The organism is Bradyrhizobium valentinum (genome assembly GCF_001440405.1).
GTDB classification, from domain to species: Bacteria; Pseudomonadota; Alphaproteobacteria; order Rhizobiales; family Xanthobacteraceae; genus Bradyrhizobium; species Bradyrhizobium valentinum.
In genome coordinates this window covers 72,710-79,598 of the sequence record NZ_LLXX01000122.1, presented here as the reverse complement: position 1 = coordinate 79,598, position 6,889 = coordinate 72,710, and the positions used below count along the sequence as shown (strand labels likewise).

Genomic DNA, 6,889 nt, shown 5'->3' with positions numbered 1-6,889 from the left:
CGGGTATCATCCATATCTTGAATCACGACTCACGATCCAAGGAAAGTGGGTACTAGGCTACGGATTTCGGCGGTCATTGGTCGTATTCGGGCCGGCGCCATGACGATAGGGTGCTCGGCCTCTGTCACGAATGCGCAATGGCCGCTTCGGCCAACAAGATGCGGCTACGGGCAAGCTTTCGAGAAGCGAGGCCCACGGTCCCGGAAGGCGTAGGCGATGCATGCCTCGGCTGCGTCCTCGTTCATTCGCGAGTACGCCAAGTGGAGAAACGGCATTGCCGGAATGTACGTCGGGCAAACAGCACCGTTGCCAGTCGGCAATTGCGGGGCAGGTCCTCGGTTTTCCGACTCAGAAGAGGTCCGCGTAGTAGCGGAAGAAGTCAACAAAGCACCCGCCTCGCCCGAAGACAGCATCGAAGGTCGCCCGGTATGGCTTGCCGTCATATCCGCGAAACTTAAAGATCAACCGGCCGCCAATATACCCTCTGCCGTCTCCCGGTGTCGCACTTGAATATCGATTCGACGTCGTGCGGCTCGGCTTCGAAAAGCCCAAGTTTAGTGCTGGCAAAATAACGCCGAGTGTCATCCAGTAGCTTCGCCCAAATGCAATGTTTCTGGAAACCCCTTAACGTGCTTTCGTACGTGGGGTTTGGAAGCACTATGCGGTCCGCGTTGATCGTGCCATCGATCGCACGGGTAACGGTAATGTCGCCTTCAAACCACCCACTGTCGATGTCTTCTTGCGAACCTGCCACGTCGAAAAGACACGCGCTTGATCCAATGGGCAACATGCGGTCAAAATTCCAGACCGGCCTTCCTTTGCTAGTACCTCAGGCCGTTGCGATTTCTTGTTATACAGGACCGTCAAGTCTAGAAACCGCGAGAGCGCCTCGCGCGCCGCATCCGCGTATTTGCCTTTGCTACATTCACCCTTCGTGCGGCTTCAGCGCCTGCAACACCCCAGATCGTCGCGAGCGCCGCCGCGATAACCAGAACTCGTTTGGTCTTTTGTCTCACGTCCTTGTCCTTCAGCCTTCTTCATATAGAGCTTCTCAAGGGCAAAAGCTGCCTTGAGCTGGCGGGGTCGCTCGCGCCAAAGCGCCAGTAGCCTGTGTGGGCGGTCGTTAGCGGTCTCAGTGCCCAGGTGATTACCGGTACGGCTGCCCGCTGTTGCGCTGACAGCCAGTTGTTGCCGCCAAGTAAGCTGATGGTACCACAATCGAGGCCAACGATAATAGCTCGCTGCAAAGGTCGGTGTGGCAGGTCTCTGTCCATCGCGTGTATCGCCGCTGGAGCGAAAGACCCTGTCGTACTGGCCAGAAGTGTCGGGCGGTGGACGCACTCAGCTTCGGGTCGAGATCGCCGCCTCTGCGCTAGAAGGCCACCATTGATTTCCATTGTGCCCTGTTCGCGACCGCCTGGCCACCCGTCCGGCAGCATCCGCTTCGCGAGCCGGCTCGATGACCTCGGCGGCCAAACGCGCTGATGTTGATTGGCCCGCCGTACACTTGTCGCTTTAACGACCCCGCTCCTCGACCTCACTTAATCCAAGTCGCCAGATGCATAGGTATGTTCTAGGGCCAAGCGGCGGTCATCTTCGATGAGATTGGCGCCGGCGCTATGTCCCTCAGCGCAGAGCAGTCATTGATGGAGGTCAATCGGGATGCCGGCACCGCATTCGGCGCTGTCACCAGAGTGCTGTGTACGGTCTTAGATCGGGTTTGCCCAGCTCTTAAGTCGCCTCAAGCCAGATTGATTTACCGCAAGGTGCCCTCCGCAAGACATCCATATTAATTGCCGTGCAATGTGGAGGCGAAGTGGCCACGTTACGGGCCATAGGCCTCCGGCCTTCCCTCAGACATACGGTCTAGCAGTCGGTGGAGTTCGATTGTTACAATGTACGCCGAAGCTTGACGTCAATGCTCCTACTTCCGACCGTGGGCTATAAGAAAGCGATGGCATGGGTTGACCACGAAACGCAATTTGCCGGCGAGAGCTGCGCTGTATTGACCCTGCCCGGCGCCGGCCCCCAGCAGTTTGGTTCTCGGGCTGGCCCAGCGAACGGACCCTGATGCCCCTGCAATTCCATCGTGCCGTCGAAGACATGGAGATATGGAGCGCAAGCAGCGACCACTATTCGTTCGTGATCAGCTTCCAGAGCCCAACCGGTCCTGGCTTTCGCGGAAGGTTGGGCTACGTCGCGTCGTGGCGTCCGCTTCACCAGGGCCGTGGCGCGATCAGGGTTCTCGGCTTGCCCCTCCAAAGTTTCGCTGAGGCCGAGGACGCCTGCAACACCATGCTGAATTACCTGAAGGACGACACTGATTCCACTTCCCAGCAAAGTTGAAGCCTCGCTAAAATGCCGCAATCGCTCCGCGTGCCGCCCAGGATATCCGCACGATCAACTCGCAGCGCTCAAACCAGCCCTCGGTCGAGGGTGCATCTCCGACAAGGAGGACAAAATAGCCATCTGCACTTTGCCATTGGCCGCCATTACGCTTTCGCAGGCGGCATCGCTGCCAACGCTGCATGGTCGAGGATCAACTGCGTCATCACGCTCGTGAGGGCCTCCTGCGCTTCCGCCGGCAGCTCCGGCCGCGCGGTTGTCGACAGCGTCGGTATGGAGCGAGATCACCCAGCGGTTCGTCGTGCTACACGGACCTCGCCCGGGCGGCGGGTACGGCTTTGGCCGTTATGGCTTGCAAAGTCAGCCAAGGCAGCCTCTAGACTCTTCTTGTTCTTGCCGGGTCGTTATTGGGGGGCCCCGGTGGAATTGGATGCAGCTTTCTAGTGTGGTGTTGGGTGTACGCTGACGCGGGTGGCTAAGCGAAGCAGTTTGGGAATGCGGGTTCAGGTTATAGGCGATGATTGAGCTAGGAAGTCGGCGCGACCGATGCCACGATGTTTGGTCTTGAGCATGGTGCCGTGCTGCTTGCCCCATCGAAGATGCACTTGATAATCGCCCGGCGTGATTACGACATGCCATATCCCGAATGCCGCGTGGTTCGTTGGTCGAGGGCGCTGTTGTGTGTCTTGCCGGTTTTGGTGACGGCCTGGTTCTGCGTCACATGCGGCGTCACGCCGATAGCGGGAAGATTGGCGAAATGATCGGCGGTGCCATTGGCGGCGTACCCTGCCGGCCACCGCCAGCCCATGCCGGTTCTCCATGGTGGCGTGGAAATTGGCGCCGTTATCATCGTCGCCGCAGCCATCCTTGGGGCGAAAGCTCTTCTGTGAAGCCCAGGCTTCGATCAGCGTAGTTCTGTCACTGACACTTGAATCCCAACTTGTCGCGAACATGATTCACTCGCGGCATGGGAAACGACTTGATTGTACTTGATCGCAAGGCTCGCAGGGAACTGGAGCAATTGCTCACCGATGGAAACACGGCTCAGAAGATCGCCAAGCGAGCGAGGATCGTGCTGATGACGGCGGCCGGTCATGGCGTCGTGGCGATTATGCGTGAGGTCGGGGTTTCGAAGACCACCGTCTGGCGCTGGCAGGACTATTTTGTCGAGGCCGCGTCGATGGTCTGATCAAAGGCCGCTCCAAGCCGCCTGGCCGAAAGCCGCTCAGCGCTGCCATGAAGCTCAAGGTCGTCGAGAAGACCGTGAAGGAGCGTCCGGCCAATGCCACGCACTGGAGCGTGCGGTCGATGGCGGAAGAAATGGGCATCAGCCACACGAGCGTGCAGCGCATCTGGGCCGAACACGGCCTCAAGCCGCATCTCCTGCGCAGCTTCAAGATCTCCAACGATCCCGACTTCTTCGCGAAGGTCGAGGACATCGTCGGCCTTTACGTCGATCCGCCGGAGAAGGCGCTGGTGCTTTCCGTCGACGAAAAGAGTCAAATCCAGGCACTCGACCGCACGCAGCCGGGTTTGCCCTTGAAAAAGGGCCGTGCCGGCACGATGACCCATGATTACAAGCGCAACGGCACCACAACACTCTTCGCCGCGCTCGATGTGGCGGCCGGTACCGTCATCGGCGAATGTCTGGCACGCCATCGGGCAGACGAGTTCCTGTCGTTTCTGAAAACAATCGACCGCGAGACCCCCGCACATCTCGATCTGCATCTGATCCTCGACAACTACGCCACCCATAAGACGCCGGCCGTGAAGCGCTGGTTGGCGCGACACAAACGCTTCACGCTGCACTTCACGCCGACATCCTGTTCCTGGCTCAACGCTCGTCGAGCGGCTCCTCGCCGAAATCACTCGCCAGCGCATCCGGCGAGGAACCTTCAACGACGTCACCGAACTCAAGACCGCGATTGACGAGTGGATCGAGCATCGAAACCAAAACCCAAAGCCCTTCAGGTGGACCGCCAGCGCCAAATCCATCCTCGCAAAGCACCGCCGAGCCAAAAAAACGCTCGCCATCGCAAAAGCGGGATGCAAATGAATGAGTCAGAACACTAGCACTACTTTGGCAGAAGGGGTGAAGTGCCGGTCATGGTGGCATTACGTCTCTTCGTTCCCGAGAGTTGGACGAGTAATCCGGTGCGTTTGAAGCGTGCGGGCGTTCCCGTCGAGCACCGCGCAGCGCGGACCAAGCCAGAGATCGCCTTGGCGGAGATCGACTGCGTCATCGCCTCCGGTGTGCGTTTCGGCTGTGTGCTTGCCGATTCAGGGTACGGCTCCAGGCCTTTCCGTCAGGCTTTAGCGAGCGCGGTCTGCTGTGGGCGGTGGGTCTGTCGCGGCGCCAGAACGTCTATCCCGCGGACATTGCCCTGATCTTCCCCATCGCGAGGACCGGCAAGCCCCGCAAATACCACATCCCTGATCAGCCACCAGTCTCTGCTGAAGCGTTATTGGCCGAAGGCAATTGGCAAAGGGTCAGTTGGCGGCGGGGCACCAAAGGTCGGCTGACATGTCTCTTCACTGCCCGCCGTGTCCGCGTTGCGGACGGCCATAAGCACCGGATGCTCAATAGCCGTATGCAGTGCATGCCTGGTGACGAGGTCTGGCTCGTCGGCGAGCGGCGGTCGACCGGGGAGCAAAAATACTATGTGTCGAACCTGCCGGCCGATGCCACCATCAAGACGCTCGCTGCCACGATCAAGGCCAGGTGGGTCTGTGAACAGGCCCACCAGCAGCTCAAGGAGGAGCTTGGGCTCGACCACTTCGAAGGTAGATCCTGGACGGGATTACATCGACACGCGTTGATGACGATGATCGCCTACGCCTTCCTCCAATCCCGCCGCCTCAAAGCAGCGGGACGGAAAAAAAGGAATCTCAGGACCGCCACCACAACCAAGCATGCCGCCCATCAGGCAAGCCATCCTCACAAGCGCTGCAGACGGTGACCTCTTCGCACGACCTCCACCCCGACAATGTCCTTACTGCGACATGTTCCTTGAAGATATTGCCAAGCCTAAAGTGCCAAAGTAGTGCTAGGGAGCGCTGCCACCTTCTCTTTAGGATGCGCCGCGGTCTTTCATCACACCGGCCTGGTTGCGCCGTCGAGCGTTGACAGCGCAAGGTCGAGTTCGGCACGCGCGGTTTCGTTAGCAATCGTCTCCGGCAATACGCCGCACATGTAGGCGAGCCAGGGGGTCGAGCTCGGCGCCGCCGATGAGAAAACTGAGATGGCTCTGGCGCGGCCGCTGGCATGGCCCTTCTCGGAAGTATAGATTTTTGGCTCGGTGAGATAGCACTTGAACACCTCCTTGGTGCCCCCGACATCAGCCGGATGCACGGCGCGAATGATCTCCGCTTCAGGCAATTCATCCATGCGTGCCAAGAGCTGTCGACCGGCCGATCGGTCCTCACAAAGCCGCCAATGCGGCTCGAACACCGAAATGGCTGCGTCTTGCTGTTCGACTGTCCCCGTACCATTCATTCATGCCGGGCTACTGGATGACTTCGGCCGCCGTGCCCGGCCCTTGATCTCTCACGAGTTCGAAAACAGCGACAGGCGCGGGCCTGCGCCAATGTTCATGAGAACGACGGCGCTTTACCGAAAGACTCCTGAGCTACGGTCATGAGATCATCCCTGTTAATCCGGATGGATCATGATGTCCATGGTTTCGTCGCTGTCCTCGAACGGATCGGGAAACCCGTTGTCCTCCACCAGCTTCACGCCACACAGGCAGACGTCGCCGTCGACCACAGCGAGCGCGACCGGCTCAAGGGCCTTTCCGTTGCAGGGGCCATCGATGCAAAACCCGCTATCGATCTCGAAGGTCGCACGGTGCCGGCCGCATCTGATAAAGGCGCGGTCCGACGAGAAAAACTCTCCGGAGCCGATGTTGAGCCAGACACCGTCATGCGGGCAGCGGTTGACATAGCCGTGGTAGTCGTTTCCGAAGGTCCGTAGCACGACAATCGGAAACGGCCGGCTCTCGCCGCTCTCGTCGATCCGCGACAGGTTGAAACCCTTCGCGCCGCCGCGCTCGATTGCATCGGCGCGACAGACGGTGAACACCTCGATCTCTTGGCTGCTCATGTCGCGGTGCTCCCTTCGCTCGTGCTTGTCGTTGCGTTTTCCTGCCTGAAGGCATCGACGGCGGCACGGGTCAGCCGAAGCACGCCAATTCCACCGACCAGCTCCTGGAAGGGCATCGACGGCCCGCTGATAAAATCAAACCATTGGTGCGGCGTGAGGCCGGCCGGGCGCTCGTCAAGCTCCACCACTGTCTCGTTCAGGGAACAATGACGTGTTGCGAAATCCATGTGCCTTCCCGCCCAAGCTTGAAGAAACCCGAGCCGAAGCCGAAGAGCTCGATGATCATGCTACCGGTTCCGAGCAACTTGACTTCGCAGGCGAGCCGCAACTTGGAGGCGCCTCCTCCGATCGTATTGAGCTTGTCATTCTCTTTGCGCGCCACCCTCGAGAGTTCCTTGCGGCCTTGCCGGACGAAATGTCGGAGGATCCACGTTTGGTCTG

General features: G+C 59.5%; 6 protein-coding genes and 2 pseudogenes. 3 read left to right on the top strand and 5 right to left on the bottom strand.

Annotation, left to right across the window (positions count from 1 at the left end):
• The first annotated feature begins 2,070 nt into the window (after nt 1-2,070).
• Nucleotides 2,071-2,346, top strand: a complete 276-nt coding sequence (locus tag CP49_RS20950; RefSeq protein ID WP_057852093.1) for a hypothetical protein — start codon at nt 2,071-2,073, stop codon at nt 2,344-2,346.
• Nucleotides 2,347-2,971: 625 nt separating this feature from the next.
• Here the strand turns inward: CP49_RS20950 and CP49_RS20945 are convergent.
• Complete coding sequence (locus tag CP49_RS20945) at nt 2,972-3,154, bottom strand: hypothetical protein (protein ID WP_057852092.1); 183 nt, start codon at nt 3,152-3,154, stop codon at nt 2,972-2,974.
• A gap of 159 nt (nt 3,155-3,313) precedes the next feature.
• Here CP49_RS20945 and CP49_RS20940 point away from each other — a divergent pair.
• Nucleotides 3,314-4,402: pseudogene (locus CP49_RS20940) on the top strand (IS630 family transposase).
• A gap of 32 nt (nt 4,403-4,434) precedes the next feature.
• Nucleotides 4,435-5,306, top strand: a pseudogene (locus CP49_RS20935) (IS701 family transposase); the annotation flags it as partial.
• Between the two features lie 134 nt (nt 5,307-5,440).
• On the opposite strand, the gene CP49_RS20930 reads toward CP49_RS20935, so the two are convergent.
• The 4 genes from CP49_RS20930 to CP49_RS47535 form a co-directional block, all read right to left on the bottom strand.
• The gene (locus CP49_RS20930) at nt 5,441-5,743 is read right to left on the bottom strand and encodes a globin family protein (protein WP_156438550.1); all 303 of its coding nucleotides are present in this window, start codon (nt 5,741-5,743) and stop codon (nt 5,441-5,443) included.
• 255 nt (nt 5,744-5,998) lie between these two features.
• Nucleotides 5,999-6,448 (bottom strand): Rieske (2Fe-2S) protein, encoded by a 450-nt coding sequence (locus tag CP49_RS20925; protein ID WP_057852090.1) that lies wholly within the window; start codon nt 6,446-6,448, stop codon nt 5,999-6,001.
• On the bottom strand, nt 6,445-6,675 hold the full coding sequence (locus tag CP49_RS20920; protein WP_057852089.1) for a hypothetical protein: 231 nt from the start codon (nt 6,673-6,675) through the stop codon (nt 6,445-6,447). Before CP49_RS20920 ends, CP49_RS20925 begins: the two co-directional genes overlap by 4 nt.
• The gene (locus CP49_RS47535; protein WP_057852088.1) at nt 6,645-6,830 is read right to left on the bottom strand and encodes a hypothetical protein; all 186 of its coding nucleotides are present in this window, start codon (nt 6,828-6,830) and stop codon (nt 6,645-6,647) included. Before CP49_RS47535 ends, CP49_RS20920 begins: the two co-directional genes overlap by 31 nt.
• Nucleotides 6,831-6,889: the final 59 nt, after the last annotated feature.